The organism is Vagococcus acidifermentans (assembly GCF_003987655.1).
In the GTDB taxonomy this organism is placed as follows: domain Bacteria; phylum Bacillota; class Bacilli; order Lactobacillales; family Vagococcaceae; genus Vagococcus_B; species Vagococcus_B acidifermentans.
Map to the genome: position 1 here is coordinate 24,274 of NZ_NGKC01000009.1, position 20,114 is coordinate 44,387.

The 20,114-nt window shown below is 44.5% G+C and carries 17 protein-coding genes; 2 read left to right on the forward strand and 15 right to left on the reverse strand.

Going from position 1 to position 20,114, the window contains the following annotated elements:
* Nucleotides 1-19 precede the first annotated feature (19 nt).
* Nucleotides 20-700 carry a redox-sensing transcriptional repressor Rex gene (locus tag CBF27_RS08640; RefSeq protein ID WP_126813912.1) on the reverse strand — a complete coding sequence of 227 codons (681 nt, stop codon included), beginning with the start codon at nucleotides 698-700 and terminating at the stop codon, nucleotides 20-22.
* Between the two features lie 188 nt (nucleotides 701-888).
* Here CBF27_RS08640 and CBF27_RS08645 point away from each other — a divergent pair, with 188 nt between their 5' ends.
* Complete coding sequence (locus tag CBF27_RS08645) at nucleotides 889-2,829, forward strand: ABC-F family ATP-binding cassette domain-containing protein (protein WP_126813913.1); 1,941 nt, start codon at nucleotides 889-891, stop codon at nucleotides 2,827-2,829.
* Nucleotides 2,830-2,869: 40 nt separating this feature from the next.
* Here CBF27_RS08645 and CBF27_RS08650 read toward each other — a convergent pair whose 3' ends face one another.
* From CBF27_RS08650 to CBF27_RS08690, 9 genes are all read right to left on the reverse strand, one after another.
* The gene (locus CBF27_RS08650) at nucleotides 2,870-5,395 is read right to left on the reverse strand and encodes an ABC transporter permease (RefSeq protein ID WP_170175063.1); all 2,526 of its coding nucleotides are present in this window, start codon (nucleotides 5,393-5,395) and stop codon (nucleotides 2,870-2,872) included.
* Between the two features lie 67 nt (nucleotides 5,396-5,462).
* On the reverse strand, nucleotides 5,463-6,155 hold the full coding sequence (locus tag CBF27_RS08655; RefSeq protein WP_126813915.1) for an ABC transporter ATP-binding protein: 693 nt from the start codon (nucleotides 6,153-6,155) through the stop codon (nucleotides 5,463-5,465).
* A 93-nt stretch (nucleotides 6,156-6,248) separates the two neighbouring features.
* A complete protein-coding gene (locus CBF27_RS08660; protein ID WP_126813916.1) occupies nucleotides 6,249-7,151 on the reverse strand; it encodes a sensor histidine kinase in 903 nt (300 codons plus the stop codon).
* A complete protein-coding gene (locus CBF27_RS08665; RefSeq protein WP_126813917.1) occupies nucleotides 7,148-7,822 on the reverse strand; it encodes a response regulator transcription factor in 675 nt (224 codons plus the stop codon). Before CBF27_RS08665 ends, CBF27_RS08660 begins: the two co-directional genes overlap by 4 nt.
* Nucleotides 7,823-7,935: 113 nt before the next feature.
* Entirely contained in the window at nucleotides 7,936-8,895 is a 960-nt protein-coding gene (locus CBF27_RS08670; RefSeq protein ID WP_126813918.1) for a DHH family phosphoesterase, read from the reverse strand.
* A gap of 14 nt (nucleotides 8,896-8,909) precedes the next feature.
* Complete coding sequence (locus CBF27_RS08675; protein ID WP_126813919.1) at nucleotides 8,910-10,238, reverse strand: DRTGG domain-containing protein; 1,329 nt, start codon at nucleotides 10,236-10,238, stop codon at nucleotides 8,910-8,912.
* Between the two features lie 277 nt (nucleotides 10,239-10,515).
* Nucleotides 10,516-12,189 (reverse strand): ribonuclease J, encoded by a 1,674-nt coding sequence (locus tag CBF27_RS08680; protein ID WP_126813920.1) that lies wholly within the window; start codon nucleotides 12,187-12,189, stop codon nucleotides 10,516-10,518.
* A 25-nt stretch (nucleotides 12,190-12,214) separates the two neighbouring features.
* Nucleotides 12,215-13,087, reverse strand: a complete 873-nt coding sequence (gene dapA / locus CBF27_RS08685; RefSeq protein WP_126813921.1) for a 4-hydroxy-tetrahydrodipicolinate synthase — start codon at nucleotides 13,085-13,087, stop codon at nucleotides 12,215-12,217.
* Between the two features lie 16 nt (nucleotides 13,088-13,103).
* Nucleotides 13,104-14,156, reverse strand: coding sequence for an aspartate-semialdehyde dehydrogenase (locus CBF27_RS08690; RefSeq protein WP_126813922.1), 1,053 nt, complete (start codon nucleotides 14,154-14,156; stop codon nucleotides 13,104-13,106).
* A 252-nt stretch (nucleotides 14,157-14,408) separates the two neighbouring features.
* Between CBF27_RS08690 and CBF27_RS08695 the strand changes: the two genes are divergently transcribed.
* Nucleotides 14,409-14,876 (forward strand): S-ribosylhomocysteine lyase, encoded by a 468-nt coding sequence (locus tag CBF27_RS08695; RefSeq protein WP_126813923.1) that lies wholly within the window; start codon nucleotides 14,409-14,411, stop codon nucleotides 14,874-14,876.
* A gap of 59 nt (nucleotides 14,877-14,935) precedes the next feature.
* Here the strand turns inward: CBF27_RS08695 and CBF27_RS08700 are convergent, their stop codons facing one another.
* The 5 genes from CBF27_RS08700 to CBF27_RS08720 all read right to left on the reverse strand — a co-directional run bounded on the left by CBF27_RS08700 (nucleotide 14,936) and on the right by CBF27_RS08720 (nucleotide 19,957).
* Entirely contained in the window at nucleotides 14,936-15,295 is a 360-nt protein-coding gene (locus CBF27_RS08700; protein ID WP_126813924.1) for a hypothetical protein, read from the reverse strand.
* Nucleotides 15,296-15,350: 55 nt separating this feature from the next.
* Nucleotides 15,351-15,704 carry a hypothetical protein gene (locus CBF27_RS08705; protein ID WP_126813925.1) on the reverse strand — a complete coding sequence of 118 codons (354 nt, stop codon included), beginning with the start codon at nucleotides 15,702-15,704 and terminating at the stop codon, nucleotides 15,351-15,353.
* 654 nt (nucleotides 15,705-16,358) lie between these two features.
* A complete protein-coding gene (locus CBF27_RS08710) occupies nucleotides 16,359-18,254 on the reverse strand; it encodes a PTS fructose transporter subunit IIABC (RefSeq protein WP_126813926.1) in 1,896 nt (631 codons plus the stop codon).
* A gap of 36 nt (nucleotides 18,255-18,290) precedes the next feature.
* Entirely contained in the window at nucleotides 18,291-19,205 is a 915-nt protein-coding gene (pfkB, locus tag CBF27_RS08715) for a 1-phosphofructokinase (RefSeq protein ID WP_126813927.1), read from the reverse strand.
* Nucleotides 19,202-19,957: a DeoR/GlpR family DNA-binding transcription regulator gene (locus CBF27_RS08720; RefSeq protein ID WP_126813928.1), complete on the reverse strand. Its 756-nt coding sequence runs from the start codon at nucleotides 19,955-19,957 to the stop codon at nucleotides 19,202-19,204. Before CBF27_RS08720 ends, pfkB begins: the two co-directional genes overlap by 4 nt.
* Nucleotides 19,958-20,114 lie beyond the last annotated feature (157 nt).

The window sequence follows — 20,114 nt, forward strand, 5'->3', positions numbered from 1 at the left end:
CAACACATCTCTATGAGATTTATTCTGTTACAGCAGTCCCGTTGTCTTCCGTTTCTGTCCCGTCCGTTTCCGCCGGATAATTGTTCAAGAAATAAATCAACGTCTGCATTTCATTTGTCAAATCAACATTTTGAACTTTAACATAGCCCGGCAAGTCCAGTCTGACGGGTGTAAAGTTCATAATGCCGCGAATGCCGGCCTTGACCAGCAAATCAGCATTTTGCTGAGCCACATGTTCCGGGACCGTCAAAATCGCCACATCGATCTGTTGTTCTTTGATTTGCTGAACCATTTCTTCAGCAGAATAGACCGGTACGCCTTCCAAAATCCGTCCCACCAAGTCTTCTTTTACATCAAACGCCGCACTGATGCGGATGCTTTCGCTGCGCTGGAACCGGTAGCGCAAAAGGGCATGACCTAAATGACCGACACCGATCAGTGCCACATGGGTCAGTACATCTTCATTCAATGTTTTCGCAAAGAAATTCATTAAATTTTCTACGTCATAGCCGTATCCCCGTTTGCCCAATTCGCCAAAATAGGAGAAATCACGCCTGATAGTCGCACTATCTACTTTGAGCGCATCACTCAACTCCGTCGAAGACACTTTCCGCTTACCGGAAGCGTAAAGAGTTTTTAAATATCTGTAATACAAAGGCAGTCTTTTAGCTGTCGCCTTTGGGATCAACTGATCTTTCATCATTCTTCCTCCTAATACTACATAAAATGAATAATGTTTTAATATTCACTATTTAGAATACTAATCCTTCAAGACAAATGCAATTCTAAAGTCTTGAATTGCCAAAAAGTAAACATGACTTGCCTTCGATACCTAATTAACCGCAAATATGATACACTATAAAAAGATAAAAAAAGTGAGGAAATACAATGATTTTACTACAGGCAAATCAAGTGGCCCGTCACTTTGGCGGCGAAACACTCTTTCAACATATTAATCTTGAAATAAAAGACAAAAGCAGGATTGCGCTTATCGGCCGCAACGGCGCGGGTAAGTCCACTCTTTTGAAAATGCTTGCCGGTGAAGAGGAACCGGATGAAGGCACTATCACTCGGACAAAAAACTTGAGCTTCGGTTACTTGGCTCAGCATACCGGGCTGACATCGCAGAAAACGGTCTGGGAAGAAGTCGTCTCCGTTTTTGAATCCGTCCATGCCATCGAATCGCAAATGCGTGAACTGGAAAAGCTGATTAGTCTGGAAAGCGAGAAAGGCAATCATGCCGATTCAAACAATTATCTGGAACAATATGCAGCTTTGCAGCAAACATTCCTGGACAGCAACGGCTACGGCATCGAATCAGAAATCAAATCCGTCTTGCACGGCTTCCGCTTTTTTGAATCCTTTTACGACCAACCCGTCAACACCTTGTCAGGCGGACAGAAAACGCGGCTGGCCCTTGCCAAGCTGCTGCTGGAAAAACCTGATCTTTTGATTTTGGACGAGCCGACCAACCATCTGGATATCGATACGCTGAACTGGCTGGAAGATTACTTGCAGGGTTATCGCGGGGCAATTCTGATTGTGTCGCACGACCGCTACTTTCTGGATAAAATCGTGACTGAAGTATACGAACTGAGCCGGCACCAAATCTATCATTATACAGGTAATTACAGCCGCTATCTGGAACTAAAGGCCGCCCAGCAAGAACAAGAATGGAAAGCCTACGACAAACAGCAGGCGGAAATCGCCAAGCTGGAAGACTTCATCGCACGTAATCTGGTTCGGGCATCCACGACCAAACGCGCGCAGAGCAGACGCAAAAAACTAGAAAAAATGACGCGTCTGGACAAACCGGCCGGTGATGAAAAATCGGCAAAATTCCTTTTCCAAGCGGAACGTCAGTCCGGACGCGACGTACTAGCCATCGAGCAGGCTGCTATCGGTTATGACGACACGGTTTTAAGCGAACCAGTCACGTTACATCTGCGTAAACAAGAAGCCGTCGCTCTGATCGGCCCTAACGGTATCGGGAAATCCACACTGTTGAAATCAGTCACCGGACAAATTCCGTTTCTTAAAGGCGCAGCCAAGCTGGGACAAAATGTCGACATCGGCTACTACGATCAGGAGCAAGCCAACTTGACCTCTCGCAACACGGTGCTGGAAGAATTGTGGCAGGAACACCCGACATTTCCGGAAAAAGACATCCGTACCGTACTCGGTGCCTTCCTCTTCTCCGGAGAAGATGTCAAAAAAACCATCCCGCTGCTGAGCGGCGGCGAAAAGGCACGGGTCGCACTAGCAAAGCTGTCCATGCAAAAAGACAATTTGCTGCTCTTGGACGAGCCGACCAACCATTTGGACCTTGACAGCAAGGAAGTGCTGGAAGAAGCTCTGATTGACTATGACGGCACGCTGCTCTTTGTTTCGCACGACCGCTACTTTATCAACCGCATTGCCACCAGCGTGCTGGAACTTTCAGAGAACGGTTCGAAACTGTATCACGGTGACTACGACTATTACCTTGAGAAGAAAAAAGAAGAACAGGAAGTTGCTGAAATGACTGCTTCAAAGACAGAGGCGGAAATTCCCGCTGCTTCATCTGCCAAACGGGACTTCCAGCAGGACAAAGAACATCAGCGTCAAAAACGCAGTCTCGAGCGGGAAATCGCAGCACTTGAGGAACAGTTGACCAACATCGACACACACATCGCTGAACTTCAGAAGCAAATGGAACAGCCGGAAAATCTGGAAGACCACGAAGCCCTGACCGAGCTGAACAATCAGCTGACCGCTCAAATGGAAGAACAAGACGCTGTGATGGCGGAATGGGAAGAAAAAAGTCTTCTTTATGAAGATACTTATTAAACAAAAAAACACCCAACTGCCTTTTTCGGCAGCTGGGTGTTTATGCTATATCTTGCAATCCCTCAATGATGGTCTGCCGCCGCAAATTGCGCGATACAAACCAGCTGATTACTACGCTTAAAAACAGTGTACAGAATGCTACCGCAAACAAAGAAGTCAACGGATAGTCATATTTTTTCCCAAGAAGGTAGATTTGTGACTGCACGTATTGATATCTTGTGATTGGTATCGCCAGCAAGGCACTCAACACCAATGACATTCCCGCAACGATTAAATTTTCAAATACAATTGTCACAATCAGACGATTAGTTGTGATACCGATTGCTTTCAACAGGAACAACTCCTGCGTTCGCATCTCAATACGGTATTTCAAGTTATTAATGACATTCGTTATGACTAACAAGAAGACGACACAAGCAATCCCTATCACATAAACCATCTCTTTACGATAGATAGATTCAAGCTGTGCAATTTCATCAATCAAACTCCGAGCAGTGACGTGCTGATTCGCTACAGCTAATTCAATGAGACGCTGTTCCGTTTTTTCTTGTGCTGTCGGTGTCAATTTATCAGCCGCATGTATTGCCAATGACTCATAAACTGCTTGCGGGACTATCTGTCGAAAGTTATCTTCTGAAGTAATCAGCAGCGGATAACTTTTCTCAAGCAAAGAAACTTGCGGCATATACGGGTAAAAGACAACCGCTGATACAACCCATTCTTTTTCCTCAAGCGTTGTCGAGTTCCCGGCAATCAACTGCTCTATGCCAGCGTCTGATAGTTCTTGCCCCACTGCATAACGTGTGCGGATTTTATCACCTGCTTGATACGCCATGATTGGTTCTCCGGTCTTAAAAAAACCGACCATCCCTTTCGAGCGCCCATAAGTGCTGGTTGTGGGCATTGCCAAGATTACTTCATTTCTTTTCAACCCGTCATCAGGTATTTTCCCGCTAATCAGATAATCGGAAAGTTTGGAGAGTGCGGAGTCATTGTATCCTTTCAACTTAGTCATAAAAACATCTTCTTGACCATTATTGCCGCTGAGCTGAAATCCATAGTGGGTGACAACATGCTGATTTCTTTCCGCCAAGTAACGGCTGTTGCGTGCCACTCCGTCATCTACAACTTGAATCGGCAGCGCTGTTTGTGCATCCACCTCAACAACACTTTTTTCATTCACTACTGCTTGAAATGTTTGTTTCGTAATTCCTACATAGCTATTTTGATCATCTGTTGCAGTCATAATAAAGTCACTAGTGTAAAAATCTGTCGCTTTTTTGATTTCTTGTTCTTCGTTGGACAATATCGCTTGATAACTTAAGGCAACAAATAAACTGATGCCAATTGTAAGTGAGAGCAGCATGTAACACGTCGTTTTTATATCTTGAAAAAAATATTTGATGCCCAGCTGCTGATACACAGACAAAAATCTCTGCTTTGCGTTAATCAACGCTACCCGTCGCGCCGACTGCTCAAGTCCTGCGTTGCTGAAAATCGTTCCGATTACTGATTGCTGGTTAACTTTTTTCGCACCAATCACGCCAATCATTATAGTTGCCCCCAGCAATAACACGAGACAAAGTATGAGCGGTAGTATCGGAACAATCAGCTGGAATGCGTCTGCTTTTCCCCAGAAATATATTTTAATCTGCTGGTCTTTTGACATATGAGTCACTAAGTAAGACAGAAGTATGCCGAGACCTATTCCCAGCGGATAGCTCACCGCTGCTAACAAACCCAGCTCATACAAAATAATTTTTTGAATTTGCCGTTTTGTCAGGCCTATCGCCCGCAAAATGCCGAACTGATTTTTCCGAGACATCAACATCATGCGATAAATACCGTATATCACGCTCGCACAAACAAACGTCAACAACAAGCCTATTTGCATGTCTGATTGCAATGGCTGATGAAATTCATCTTGCCACACATTTTTCCGAATCTGGCTGCGGGGAATGTTAGCTGCTTGAGCAACGGCTGCAATCTTTTTTTCTTTATTAGTATTTTCAGAAAAAGCTAGAAAAACGGTGAGCACACTGCTTCTAGAACTTTCTGGGGCAAGAGCCGTATACAGGTCGATCGCACCTGAACGTTTGTTCAATGCTAAATCGTTGATGATCCCCACCAGGCGATAGGTCCGGGGCGACTTGTTACCAGTCTCAGCCGCATCAGCGACAGGCAATGTGAACAACTGACCGACAACAGGGTTGATACCTAAATTTAACAATGCCCATTTTTCAGCAACAATCTCATCAGACTTTCGTGGCATTCGGCCATCCAGCAGAGCAGACACCGAAAGAATCGCTTCGTCGGTAGCAGCAATCACCGACCCCCACTGATTTTCTTTTGTCTCAATATAACCGACATAGGACGTCACTCCCAAATGCTTGATACCAGAAACCTGTTTAATTTTTTTTAGCTGGTCCGCCGACACATTTTCTAATTGATAGTCAATATCTGAATAAATAAACAAATTCTGCTTCTCAATAATACGCTGATTGGTATGTGTCAATGTAATAATACTAACAAGCAGCGCGACTGTCAGGAGGAAACTAAAAAACAATGCGAGTGTATGTTTCTTGTAACGCTTAAAAAAACGAATAGTCAGGCCTAGTAACATGAATTGACTGTTACTTGCTATCATTTTCTTTTAACCTTTCTGATACGAGCTGACCATCTTCAAGCCGGAGAATTCTATCAGCAAGCTGAGCAGCCTCCTCGTTATGAGTAATCATTACAATGGTCTGACCAAACTCCTGATTTGTTTTCCGCAAAAGGCTTAAAACCTCTTGACTGGTTTTCGAGTCCAGATTACCGGTTGGTTCATCGGCAAGAATAATCGCCGGTTTTGTTGCCAGCGCCCGCGCAATAGCAACCCGCTGCTGCTGACCGCCAGATAAATTATTCGGGAATTCGTGCTTTTTTTCTTCCAGACCGAGCAATTGAACAATCCGCTCAAGATAAGCAGTATCCACGACTCTGCTATCCAATCTAACTGGAATGATGATATTTTCCCATGCTGTCAGCATAGGTACTAAATTAAACTTTTGGAAAACAAAGCCGATGTTGCGCCGACGAAAAATTGTTAGTTCTTCATCATTCAAATCTGCCAAATTTTTTCCATAAATCACTACTTTTCCGCTAGTCGGATAATCAAGTCCTCCTAAAATATGAAGTAACGTTGATTTCCCGCTGCCGCTTGTCCCTACAATCGCAATAAACTCGCCATCATTAATAGTCAGACTGATACCTCTAAGTGCCTGAACAGCTGTCTCTCCTTCTCCAAAAATTTTTTTGACAGCTGTTGTTTTTACAATTATCATTTTCTCCCACCTCATTACATAGTGCCGGCCATATTCACTATATCAAGCACTTCTCTCAATCACGTATCTGAAAAGTATCAAAACTGACAGAATTCAATCATTGGGAAGGAAGACAGAAAACACAGCACCATGATTCTCCTTTGAAGAAACCCGAATATATCCACCCTGCGCTTTCATAATTTGTCTTGCAAGCGATAACCCCACGCCAATCCCATCCGTTTCAGCGGCAGAGTCACTACGGTAAAACCTCTGGAAAATAAGGTTTTGTTCCTCCTCGGCAATCCCTGGGCCATCATCTGCAATACAAATCTTTGAAAATAACGAATAGCTGACCGCTGATACTTTAACTTTCCCGCCTGCTGCACTATATTTAAGTGCATTATCCACTATGTTAGCAAGTGCTTCACCCGTCCATTTTTTATCAAACAACGCGGTACTGTCAGTTGGTTCAATCCTCAATGTCACCCCGCGTCGCTCGGCTACGGACTGAAATTGCAACTGCAGCGCAGTAAACAGCGGCTGTACGGGCTGCTGTTTCAAGACCGGTTGTATGACACCGTTTTCCATCCGTGACATTTTAACGAGCGTTTTTATCAAGAAATCCAGTTTTTCCGCTTGTTGGTGAATTAATGATATTCTGTCACACTGTCCCGCTTCCGTTTCCTTCAGCAATTCTGAATAAAGGACAATGTTAGAAATAGGTGTCGTACACTGATGCGAAACATCTGATATCAAACGCTGCATGCTTTCTTTCTGTTCCGCAAGCTTAGTTGAAATAACTCTGGAACGCATCAGATACATATATAGACTATTTTCCAACGAAGACAACTTCGTCTCCTCCAAACTGTTAAGTTGGAGTGTCCCATTAGCCGCTGATGCAACCATCGTTTGCAAGTTATCAATCAATTCATTTTCTCTCTTTTTATGAACGAATCTTTGCCAAATAAGGCTCATCCCCATTACCAAAGCAGCCACAACAAACATCAGCGGCATCATTTTTCTACCTCCCACATATAACCAATCCCATATACCGTTTTAATACACTGGACATCAGCGGGGTGTCGCTTTAATTTATCACGGAGACGTTTGACCACCACCGTCAAAGCATGCGCCTCAACATACTCATGGTCTTCAGACCAAATGCTGTCAATCAAGTCATCACGCTTCACAATCGTCCCGCGATTTTGAATGAGCAAATGAAGCAGCTTTTGTTCTGTTTTACTTAATTCGACCGGTTTATTGTGAACAGTAAACAACATTTTTCTAAAATCAAAATTAAAGTTTTCTGTTTTGTATTGATCAACCGTTTTGTTTTTCCTTAATTGAACTGCGACTCTCGCTCTCAATACCATCAAACTGAACGGCTTGGTCACATAGTCATTCGCACCTGCTTCAAGACCAATTACAATATCTGATTCCATATGATTAGCAGTAATAATAATAATCGGAAAATCATATTGATAGCGCACTTCCCGCAGAAAGGACATCCCTTGACCATCTGGAAGGTTCAAATCAAGAAGCAGCAAATCAACCTCTTCATGCAACAATATATGCCGTGCCTCAGCTATTTTCCGACATTGAAAAAAATGTTTGTTTCCGTCGTCAAGCGCAATTTTTATTCCTTCATTCAAATTGACATCATCTTCTAAAATAACAATATTGGCCATACAAATCCCCCTTTTTTTATGAATGTCTTGAATTTATTTTACGTGACGGCTTTGAAAAAAGCTATCCCCTCTAGAATGCAAAAAAAAGATAAAGAGACACGCTCTTTATCTTTTTACGCATTTTCCGAAAGATACGCCTTTACCAGTTCTTGAATTTCCTGGTACACTTTCTCGACTCCTGCCATATCTTTGGCATTAGCACCGCTGGCTAGAGGATGTCCGCCGCCGTGATGGCGTTTTGCCAGTTCGTTGATGACCGGCCCTTTAGAGCGCAGACGAATCCGGAAATACCCTTCCGGCTGCTGCACAAAGATTCCCCATGCGACAACGCCTTTGACTTGTCCAATCAGTGGAATCAGTGCAGAGGTTTCCGAGTCCTCGACACCATACTTGGTCAAAATATCCTGAGTCAGCACCACCATGCCGGCCCCATGCTCGTCAATCGTCATATTTTCCCAGACATAGCCTGACAAATGTGCCACATTGACCGTAATTTCTTCCATCCGCCGGCATAACCGGGTCGCATCAAACTGATAACCCCGCAGCTCGGCAGCAATCTCCAGTGTACGGGCAGTCGTCGCAGGGTACAGGAAGCGTCCCGTATCACCGACGATACCGGCATACAATAGACGTGCCGCTTCATCCGTCATCTGCAATTCATCAGCAAACATCAAAAAGAATTCATAAATCATTTCACTTGTGCTGCTCGCCCGCGTATTGACCCACGATAAATCACCATAGGGCTCATCGTCCGGGTGGTGATCGATTTTAATCAGTTTTTCGGCTAATTTATAGCGGCTGTCGCTAATGCGCGGCGCATTGGCTGTGTCAGTAACAATCACCAGTGCTCCCTGATACACCTCATCGCTGATTTCGTCCATCGTAATCAAATAGTCCAAATCATGAACCGAACCGCCTGTCTGGTAAATCTTTTTTTCCGGGAAAGTGGCCCGCAATATCTCCGCCAGCCCCCCCTGCGACCCCAACGCATCCGGGTCCGGACTTTTATGACGCTGAATGATGATTGTATCATACGCTTTGATTGTCTTTAATATATCGATTCTAACTCCCACTACAACTGCCTCCTCTAGGGCTTCTCCATCAACTGACTAAGAACGACTGCCTTAGCCACCAAGATATTCTCAATAAACACTTCAATATCCAGTTTTGCTGAACGTCGTCCCATCTCCAAGATGCGCGGACGGATTTCCACATCACTTTCAATCTGAATCAATTTGAAATAGTATAAACTCACCTGTTCCACAACAGAGTTCTTGCGGTGATTTTTGAACATCGCCCGGTGGCTGACCTCGGCAATGATTTCGCTCAGCACACCAAACGCCATCGTCCCCATGCCGCTGACCATCTGGGGCGACACATTGAACGTATAAACCGACTCTTGGGACTGTCCGTTGCCGGCTGGTTCCTTTTCGATAATTTCCGCAGCTATCTCATCGGAAATAGTATTGGCGACTTGCGGCTGCTTCTGAGCCAGCTGCATCGCCTTCATCACATCCTGACGGGAAACAATCCCAATCAGTGTCAAATCATCTTCCACCACCGGCATGACTTCAAGACCATCCCAAATCATCATGTGCCCCACACTGGCCACACTCATGTGCGCCTTGACTTGGCGCGGGTTTTTGGTCATGACTTTGTCGATCGTCTGATGCAGCTGTTTGCCGATGATGTCCTTGGACGTGACAATCCCCATCAGCCGTTTCGTCCGGTTGACTACCGGGAACCGCGAGTGATGCGTCGATTGCGCCAGTTTCTGGTAATCCTCAACGGTATCTTTCAAATACATGTAATGCGTCTGGTCCATCGCTGTCTGAATGTCGCCGACCAGCATGATGTCCTTTTTGATCAGCTGATCGCTGATTGCCCGGTTAATCATCGTCGCCACTGTGAACGTGTCATAGGTCGTCCGTAAAATAGGCATTTCCACTTCGTCTGCCAGCTGACGAATCTCCTCCGACACGTCGAATCCGCCAGTCAAAAGCACCGCTGCACCGTTTCTCAAAGCCAGCCGCTGCACTCCTTCCCGGTCACCGACAATCATCAACGAACCGGGTGTGATGTAACGCAGCATGCTTTTTTCTGTCATCGCACCGATGATAAATTTATTCAAAATTTTGTCCAGACCTTTATCGCCGCCCAGAACGTCGCCTTCGATAACCTTCACCACTTCTTTGAAGGTCAGTTTTTCGATGCTTTCCTTCATCTTCCGCTCGATACGAATCGTTCCGACACGTTGAATGGTCGATACAAGGCCGTTCGTTTCTGCCTCCTTGATGGCGCGGTAAGCAGTCCCTTCGCTGACCTGCAATTCCTTGGCAATGCCTCTAACAGAAATCTTGACACCCACCGGCAAGTTTTCTATATGTTCCAAAATCTGATCGTGTTTTGTTGCCATCTGTTTCACCAACTTTTCCAATCTGTTTTCTATTCGCTCACTACCTGTTTCAACGCATTCTACCTACATTATTCCTTTATCTTAACAGAATTTCCGCAAAAAACAACTCTTTCTACACTGTAACAGAAAAAGAAATAACTACCACAGACATGACGACTGTTTTTTTGTCAGAAGGCGTTAATGTGCTGCGCCCTGATAAGGAAACAACCAACCAAAAAAAACGGACACCCCGACACTGACCTGTGTCTGCTGAGTTGTCCGTTTTTATTGGTCACACTTAATGTTTTTTCTGATTAACTTCCATAATAACCGGGAGAATCACCGGTCGGCGTTTTGTCTGTTCAAACAAGTATTTGTGAAGCTGGTCTCTGATGTCCTGCTTCAATTTCGCCCACTCAAAATCTTTGTCGTCAAGACTTTTCGTCACGATTTCTTCGACCATCGAGGCACTTTCTTTCATCAAATCCTTGCTGGCTTTGACATAAACGAAGCCCCGTGTCGTAATACGCGGTTTGGATACGATTTTTTTCTGTTTGCGGTTGATGGTCACCACTGCAATGAAAATACCGTCTTCTGATAAAATTTTGCGGTCCCGCAAAACAATGTTGCCGATGTCGCCGATACCCAGTCCGTCAATCAGGACATTGCCCGCCTGAGTGGTACCCGTCATGCGCATTTTGCCTTTTTCAAATTCGACAATGTCCCCATTGCTTGTGATGAAGATATTCTGATAAGGAATGCCGATCTCATGCGCCAAGTCCGCATGGGCGGCCAGCACCCGGTACTCTCCCTGTACAGGAATAAAGTATTTCGGCTTCAGCAGATTCATCATCAGTTTTAAATCGTTCTGATTACCGTGACCGGATACTTGCAAGTTGTCAGAAATCGTTTTGACGACTCCGCCTGCCCGGTAGACCATGTCTTCTGTTTTGGCAACGATTGTTTCCATTGCTATTGACGGGGTCGTGGTGATGTAAATCAAATCGCCTTCTTGAATGTTGATTGAACGGTGGCGGCGGCTGGCCATTCTCTGCAATGACTTGATAGGCTCGCCCATTCTGCCTGTTTCCAAAATCAACAATTCTTCAGGACGGTGTTTTTTCATTTGACGTTCATTGATAATCAGCTTGTCGTTAGGCAGTTCCAGTTTTTCCAGACGAATCGCTGTTTTAACGACTTGTTCCAAATCATGCCCGGTCAGCACCACTTTGCGGTGAGATTTGTGGGCAGCGTCCAGCACTTCCTGAATCCGCTGGATATTGTTAGCCACACTTGCAACAATGATGCGGCCGTCCCAGTAGCGCACCGTGTCGTAAACTTCTTCTGCTATCTGGCGTTCGGATGCTGTTTGAATATTGCTTTCCGCATTGGATGAACTGCTCAAAAGCACCAGTACGCCTTCGTTGCCGATTTCAGCTAACCGCGAAAAGTTCGTTTGATACATCGGCACCGCACTTTGGTCGAATTTAAAATCGCCCGTATAAACGATGTTGCCTTCCACTGTCTTGATAGAGATACCGATTGATTCCGGTATCGTGTGGGTGGTCCGGAAAAAGCTGACTGTGCTGTCTGCAAAATCAATCTCTGTCTGTTCATCAATTATATGGTAATCTTTAAAATTCTTCGTCGGCGGGTAATTTTTTACGTTGAGTTTTGCCAGCTCGATAGTCAGTTCCGTTCCGAAAACGGGCACACTGATTTTCTCCAGCAGATACGGCAACGCACCTATCGCATCCGCATGGCCGTGCGACAGGAAAACACCCGCTATCTTGTCTTTGTTCTCATCCAGATAAGAAAAGTCAGGGATGACCATGTCAATCCCCAGCTGACTGTCTTCCGGATACTTTAATCCGCAGTCAAGAACAAATATTTCCTGACCGACTTCCACTACATAATTATTTTTCCCGTTTTCTCTGACACCACCGAGAGGTACTATTTTTATATGACTCACGTCGTCCACCTCATTAATTTTCCTCCTATAAATTTAATTCGTTTAATATTCGTTGTGTTTCTTCCGGCGTGCAGGCAACCAAAGGCAATCTTGGCGCCCCCACGTTCAATCCTAAATGATTCAATACAGCTTTCACCGGCGCCGGTGACGGCACGGAGAAGACTGCTTTATATTTCGGTACAAATTGTCTGTGAATCCGGCCAGCTTTTTCAAGGTCGCCTGCTTCAAGCGCCTGATAAATCTCGTAAAGGTCATCGCCGGCTACGTGGCTTGCTACCGAAATGATGCCGTTGCCGCCGATGGAGCGGGCTGCCATCGCCATGCCGTCTTCGCCTGAGTAAACCAGAAAATCAGCCGGTGCCTGTTCGATAATCTCCGAAATGGCATCCAAGCCGTGGCATTCCTTGACGCCGATGACATTCGGCAATTCTGCCAGTCTGAGTGTCGTTGCCACTTCCATGTTAGCCACCGTTCTCCCCGGTACATTGTACAACATGACCGGCAGGCTGCTCGCTTCCGCAATCGCTTTGAAGTGCTGATAGAGCCCTTCTTGGCTCGGTTTATTATAATATGGAACGACGCATAATCCCGCAGCGACGCCTTCGATTTCTGCAACTTTTTTTGCAAATGCCACCGATTCAGCCGTATTGTTGCTGCCGACACCGCACACGATCGGTACGCGTCCATCAACAATCTTGACTGTTTCCTTGAACAATTTCAGTTTTTCTTCTTCGGACAGAGTAGGCGATTCGCCAGTTGTACCAGAGACAATCAGACCTTCTGTATGATGTTCCAGCAAATATTCGATTAAATCCGGCAACACCTCAAAGTTAACCGCGCCGTTTTCATCAAACGGGGTTATCATCGCTGTTAAAATGGTCGCATCTTTTAGTTCCATGTATATTCTCTCCTAACTATTGATTCACATGAACCAGATTCAGCTTATGCAGACTTTCAGCAATTTGAACGGAATTCCAAGAAGCCCCCTTCAGCAAGTTGTCTGAAACAACCCACATGTGGAACCCTGTTTCAACATCCAAATCTTGTCTGATTCGTCCGACAAATGTTTCTTTTTTGCCGACTGCCGTCAGTGCCTGAGGATACAGCTGTTCAGCCGGGTCATCTTCCAGTACGATTCCCGGTGCCTGTGATAAAATCTCCTGAAGGCTCTTGACAGTCGCGCCTGCTTCTTTCAGCTCGATATACACTGATTCCGAGTGACCTGACAGCACCGGCACCCGCACACATGTTGCCGATACTTTAATCGCATCATCAGACATGATTTTTTTCGTTTCGTTAATCATCTTATGTTCTTCAAAAGTATAGCCGTCTTCCGTAAACAAGTCAATTTGCGGCAACGCATTGAAAGCCAGCGGGTAGTGCTTCTTATCGCCGGCGCTAGGCAGGATTTCTGCCGTCACTTCCGTCTTTCCATCCAACATGTCACGCGCCTGCTGCTTCAATTCCTCAATCGCTGACACGCCTGCGCCGCTGACCGCCTGATAAGTCGACACAATCACCCGGTCAAGCCCGTATTTTTTACGAATCGGCTCCAGTGCCACAACCATCTGAATCGTCGAACAATTCGGATTGGCAATGATGCCCCGGTGCTCCTTCAACGCTTCTTCATTGACTTCAGGCACAACTAAAGGCACTCCTTCTGTCATTCTGAAGGCGCTGGTGTTGTCAACAACGACCGCACCGCGTTTCACTGCTTCCGGTGCAAATTTTTGGGAGATGGAACCGCCGGCGCTGAACAACGCAATGTCCACCCCTTCAAACGAGTCAGCCGTCAACTCCTCAATCACAACTGTTTCGCCTTTAAATGTCTTTTCTTTTCCGGCAGAACGCTTTGATGCCAACAACTTAATATGTTTAATTGGTAAACTGCTCGTTTCCAACATTTCAATCATTTTTGTACCGACCGCACCCGTTGCTCCAACTACTGCTACATTGTATTCTCTCATTTGCTAAAACTCCTTTTCATCTCATAACGTCTTCTTGAATTATCCCGATTCAAACTTACCAATTATTTTAACACAAAGTGCTGAAAATTTCTTGATTTTTCAATTGTAACCCGTGTTTGACAAAAGAAACACAGCATCTGACCGATAATTTTCCGGTTTACAACCGGCGTCAAAAACATTTCCCATTGACAGACAGGCCCCTCCACTGCTATATTGAGGCGGAATGACACAGATTAAGGAGATGACCGAACAATGGCACAAGTTGAAAGTTTTTTACTTGACCACAACAACGTCCAAGCCCCCTATGTCCGCCTGGCCGGAACGGAAACACACGAAAGCGGCGCGCACGTTCAAAAATATGACCTGAGATTTCTCCAGCCCAACCAAGATGCATTGCCGACTGCCGCACTGCACACCTTTGAGCATTTGCTGGCAACTTGGATGCGCGATGAACTGACTGGCATCATCGACATTTCGCCGATGGGATGCCGGACAGGATTTTACATGATTATCTGGGACGACCACTCGCCCGCAGAAGTCAGGGACGCGCTCGTCGCTGTACTGAAAAAAGTCATCACAGCCGACGCCGTGCCAGCCGTCACAGCCAAAGAGTGCGGCAACTACAAAGACCACTCGTTGTTTTCAGCCAAAGAATACGCAAAAATCGTGCTGGACAAAGGCATCAGCTCTGATCCCTTCGTCAGAAAACTCAACGATTAAGAAAATCAGGCAACCGTCTCATATCAAACGACGAGACTGCTGCCTGATTTTTTTCATGGCTACTCATTTAACCATTCTAACCATCTATCTTCAACCACCACACCGATATATATGAGACCTGTTGTGATAAATGCGGGAATGGCTACAAAGAACACTGTGCTCTGGGTGTCAAGTGCCCCGTCAAGGACGAAGGCATAAATGATAAGCATCAGTAACACATTCAACAAAACGAAAAAAAGCTTCCTTTTGACTAATCTGAAAACATCGAATGCAACGCGAAAATACATTAACCATGCGATTAGCGGCAACCAATCAAAACTGCCGTTGATAAAATCTATAAAAAAGAAACACACGGCTAAAAGTATTAAAAGAATATATTGATTTCTTATCGTATCTATTTTTGCAACTATTTTTTTCATTTCGGACTCCTTTTAAGTTATTAGGGGCTCATACCCGCCTAATCCAGCACGCTGATTATTCCTGATTTGCCGGATGTTCTTTCTTATCTTGTGCCTGATCAAACCCGACAAGCAGCATGATGATGCCCGTCGAAATAAGTGTGAGAATTGAACCAAAGAATAACACACTCTGTAAATCACGCGCCTCTCCAAGCATGAAGGCACATGCCAGAAACATGACCAGTGCATTCAGCAGAAAAAAGTATCTTATTTTCCTGAAGTATTTGAACATATTTCGGGCAACTACCAAGTAAACAAGCACAGGGATGACGGACAACCACTCAAAATCCCCACGGATAATATCTCTCCAAAATAATAACAGTATCATCAATGTAGCCCATAAATACTCTTTCCATCTTCTACTTTTCATTTCATTTTCCCCCAAATTAGATTATCCCAAATGCGTTGTAGTCCTCACACAAATCTTTTATTATGTGTTTTTTGAACAGTGGCATACCCTAAAAAAATCGACTGTTTCTTAATTACATTATCCGGCGAACAACAGACTCTGTCAACCCGAATAAAGTTTTTTTAAAAACGTTTTTCAACCTGTATACTTTATTATTTTCACAGTAACATCAGATGAAAAAGAGCCCTTACAAAATATTTACACGCACGATTGAAAAGTCTATGGTGTATGATAAAACGAAGAGAAATGAATCAAGCAAGCTTCAAAAGTAGTTTAATAGATGTTGGGCAGAATGTCACTATAGCTGTCCAACATCTTTTTGTTAAATGTTATTTTTTCCTTCTTCAATGTTTCTGTGTACTGAAGTTGATGTGGGTTGGAAACGATAACTCTATCTTTCCTAGTTCTGTATCTAGATTATCGACTAGCGGCTCCTCTTGCATAAACAGCAATTCCGCTCTTAATAAACATCGCATCTAAAAAGAAATGAAACCTTTTAAAAGGTAGAACTAATGATAAAATTTAAGAGAGTACTGAATTTTGATTTCATCCAGCACTCTCTTTCTAATAAACAACCATAAATTACTAGCCGCTTCTGTTAATTTCTATTTTTGGCTATACCGCTTTTTTTAAAACGCCAAACAAGACACCTGAAATAATCGCTCCGATCAAAATAAACAGCAAATACAATAATGGATTACTCAGCAGTAAAGCGACAAACACACCGCCGTGCGGTGCCAGCAACTTAATGCCGAATGCACCAACCAACGCACCGGTAACCGCGGAACCCGCCATAAAACTTGGTATCGCCCGCAAAGGATCAGCTGCTGCAAAGGGAATAGCTCCTTCTGTCACGAACGATAATCCCATGACGATATTGGTTAACCCTGCATCTTGTTGACTTTGGTCAAATTTGTGTTTAAACAGACGCGTTGCAATAAAAACTGCCAGCGGCGGCACCATTCCGCCCGCCATTACTGACGCCATCACCACACTGCCCCCGCTGGCAACTGTACTTGCCAACGTCGCTGTGCCAAAAACATATGCAGCTTTATTAATCGGACCTCCCAAATCAGTTGCCATCATGCCGGCAAGCAATGCTCCTAATAAAGCAGCATTAGTCCCGCTCATCCCTGTCAGAAAATTGTTCAGCGTTTCATTGATTGCTTTCATCGGTATGTTAATCAACAACATCAGCATACCAGTAACAATCAAGCCCAATACTGGATAAAACAAGATTGTCTTGATACCGTCAAGTGATTTTGGTAGTCCTTTAAGTAATTTCCGAAGCATTAAAATTACATAACCCGCTAGAAAGCCGCCAATCAGAGCGCCTAAAAATCCTGCGCCGCCTGTATTAGCAAGCGCACCAGCCGCAAATCCTGCCACCAGCCCCGGACGATCCGCAATACTCGAGGCAATAAAACCTGACAAAACCGGCAACATAAACCCAAAGGCCGCACCGCCGATTTGATTGAACCAGCTGGCAATTTCATTATAATTTCCCAGATTGCTCAACTGATCTTGCGGTACACCGATAAACTGATCGAGCATGAATGAAATAGCGATTGCGATACCGCCGCCGATAACAAACGGCAGCATATGTGAAACACCATTCATCAAATCTTTATATATCTTTTGCCCGATACTGCTTGTTTCCGTTTGTTTTTCAGCTGTTTGGGAATCCGATTGACTATGGTAAACTGGTGCATTGCCTGCCAGTATCTCATTGATCAGCTTTTCCGGTTTGCGAATGCCGTCACTAACAGGACGACTAATCAAATTTTTCCCGTCAAAGCGATTCATCTCTACATTTTTATCCGCCGCAATGATAACTCCTTCTGCGCGGGCGATATCTGATTCAGTCAAGCGGTTCCTGACACCATCCGTGCCATTCGTTTCGACCTTTATGGCAACCCCCATCTTTTCAGCCATCTGTTTCAGTGCATCTTCTGCCATATAAGTATGGGCAATTCCTGTCGGACAAGCTGTTACTGCAACGACGAAACGCTGGTCCGCGTCACCTGCAGCCGATTCCTCTTCTTTTTCCTCTGGGACTTCTTCTGCTAATCTAAAAAGAGTATGCACGTCTTCCGGCGTTTCAACTGTTTTTAATTGCTCAACAAAATCCTTGTGAACTAACTGACGTGACAATGCTGCTAGTGCCTGCAAGTGTGTGTCATTAGCTCCTTCTGGTGCAGCAATCATGAAAAACAGGTATACAGGTTGATTGTCCAATGCCGCATAATCCACTCCGTTGCGACTCTTCGCAAATAGCACGGTCGCTTCTTTAACGGATGCATTCTTTGCATGCGGCATCGCAATACCATCGCCAAGTCCAGTGGAGGTCTGGGCTTCACGTGCGAGAATCCCTTCCTTAAATACTTCTATATTTGATATACGGTTCGTATCATATAGCTTCTGAACCATCTCAGCGATGGCCGCTTCTTTATCTGACGCTTGTAGGTCCATAATCATAGCTTCTTTGGATAGCAATTCTGTGATATTCATGAGTCAGTCTCCTTTTTTATGTTATGTTTACTACACTTAACTAATTTGGCGAATATGGACTTCTGATAATAACGTTCGAATAAGTTCTCCTGAAGCCAAATCGTCTGAAAAAGCAGTGGCACTGCCACAAGCTACGCCCCATTTGAACGCCTCTACTGCGTCTTTGCTTCGTGCATAATTACCAATAAATCCCGCAATCATCGAATCACCAGCTCCAACAGAGTTCTTTAGCGGATGCATAAGCACATTAGACTGATACACACCATCATCAGTAAATAACAACGCGCCTTCGGAGGCCATCGAAATAATAGCGTGCTGTGCGCCTTCTGCCAGCAGTTGTTGACCATAAGGCAGAAGCTCTTCAATCGAATCAAATGTTGTTTGATATAATTCCCCCAGTTCCTCTTTATTCGGCTTAACAAGCAGCGGTCTGCTGGACAACGATTGCTGCAGTGCGTCGCCCGTTGTATCAATAACAAATTCTGCACCTTGTTTATGAATGAGTTGAATCAATTCCTGATAAAATCCATCAGGCAGATTACCCGGCAGACTGCCCGACAGCACCACGATGTCCGAAGGTTGAATCGTATCGAGTTCCGCTTTCAAATTTTGGATCTCTTTATCAGAAATATGAGGACCGACACCATTTATTTCCGTTTCGCTCTCTGCTTTGAGTTTAATGTTAATGCGTGTATCTGCTGCGATCTGCGTAAATTGATTAAGCACACCTTCTGCTTTCAACCAATCCAAAATAAATCTCCCAGTAAAACCACCCAAAAAACCGAGTGCGACCGAAGGCGTTTGAATACGCTTCAAAATACGCGACACATTGATCCCTTTGCCGCCTGGAAATTTCAGTTCACTGCTCATTCGGTTCAAAGTGCCGATTTTTAGATGGTCTACATGGACGATGTAATCAATAGACGGATTCAAGGTCACTGTATAAATCATCGTGTTACCTCCAATAGATTTGTTTTCTCCTGAAATGGCGCTCTAAGATTGTCAGGAATGCGATTTGTCACGATAACTGCTGCTTCCAACGGTGCTACAAAGGCAAATGTCGTCTGTCCAAATTTCGAATGATCAATCAAGACAAATGCTTGTTCACTATGTTCAATAGCCACTCTCTTCAAAGCTGCTTCCTCCGGATCAGGTGTTGTAAACCCTGATTGCAAATCTGCACCGTTCATCCCCATGAATGCTTTATCAAAGCGAAATGTCTGCAATTGCTGCATACTGGAAAAGCCGAGCGATGCGTGTGTTGACAGCTTGATGTTGCCTCCCAGAATAATCGTCTGTATTTGTCTGTCAATCAATGCAACGGCATGCTTTACTGAGTTGGTAACTACCTTGATATTCTGATTGACAGGCAGATGAGCAACCATTTCCAGTGTCGTAGAACCTGCGTCCAAGTATATAACATCACCTTCAGCTACCAGACTTGCTGCATGCTCTACAATCATCTTCTTTTCAACAGCATGCTTTGTCGACTTTTCAGTCATGCTCGGTTCGAATGTCAAGTTCCTGATTTTTTTCGCACCGCCGTGAATCCTCTCCAACAATCCTTTGTCTTCCAACTCTTGAAGGTCTCTGCGAATAGTGGACTCTGATGTGTCCAGCAGTTTAACCAGTTCATTCAGCTTAACAATATTTTTTTGCTGCAATAACTGAAGTATGTATTGCTGTCTCTCTTCTGTCAGCATTAACTTTCACCTCTTTTGTAATATTTTACCACACATATCAACCAAAATAAATCGAAATCGGTCAAAATAATTCAAAATCGTCAAAAAACATTCAAAAAATATAAAAAAATAGCAGATGACTGACGAAATCGTTAGTCTCAGCTAAGTTCGATAATCA